Genomic DNA, 782 nt, shown 5'->3' on the forward strand with positions numbered 1-782 from the left:
ATCTCGCCGACGTCCACTGGATCTTCAAGACCCACATCCTGCTCGGCCTGACGATCTTCCTGGTGTTCCCGTTCACCCGTCTGGTGCACGTCTGGAGCGCGCCCGTCTGGTACCTCGGCAGGACCGGCTATCAGGTGGTGCGCACGCGCCGCAACCTCAGGGCTGGCGTGGCGAGAAACTCCGTTCCGCGCTCGGCAGGGGAGTAACGGATATGGCCGCCATCGATGTCGATCATCGCAAGCATCCACCCCGGTCCGCGACCGCCGATACGGCCAACCGTAAGGACCGTCCCGGCCAGCGTCCGTCCTTTCCGCGCATCACCGTCAACGGGGTGGTGATCGACCGCAAGGCCATCGCGGCGGAGATGCAGAACCACCCCGGAGACGATGCCGAGAGGGCGCTTCGCGAGGCGGCGACTGCGCTGATCGTGCGCGAGGTACTGCTGGCTGAGGCGCGCCGCCTCGGCATCGTCGCCGCGCCGGAAACCGACGCCGAGGGCCGCCGCGAGACCGAAGAGGACGCCCTCATCAGAGAGCTGATGGCCAGTGAGGCGCCCGTTCCTACCGCCGACGAAGAAACGCTGCGCCGCTATTACGACAACAACCACCGGCGCTTCGTGACGCCGCCGCTCTATGCCGCCAGCCACATCCTGTTCGCCGCCCGACGGGACGAGGGCGACGCCTTCGCCGCGGCGCGCGACAAGGCCGCCGCCTTGCGCGAACAGCTCGTCCTGCAGCCGCAGCGCTTTGCCGAGTTCGCCCAATCCCTCTCCGACTGCCCGT

2 protein-coding genes are annotated in these 782 nt (G+C 68.2%); both read left to right on the forward strand.

Features of this window, described 5'->3' with window-relative positions; genetic code table 11:
* On the forward strand, nt 1-206 hold a 206-nt coding region (locus CJ014_RS27260), incomplete at its 5' end, for a respiratory nitrate reductase subunit gamma (RefSeq protein WP_165791016.1).
* A 5-nt stretch (nt 207-211) separates the two neighbouring features.
* Nucleotides 212-782, forward strand: a 571-nt coding sequence (locus tag CJ014_RS27265) for a SurA N-terminal domain-containing protein (RefSeq protein ID WP_483428690.1), incomplete at its 3' end; no start/stop codon positions are given.

The sequence above is a fragment of the Pleomorphomonas carboxyditropha genome, from assembly GCF_002770725.1.
Classification (GTDB): Bacteria; Pseudomonadota; Alphaproteobacteria; order Rhizobiales; family Pleomorphomonadaceae; genus Pleomorphomonas; species Pleomorphomonas carboxyditropha.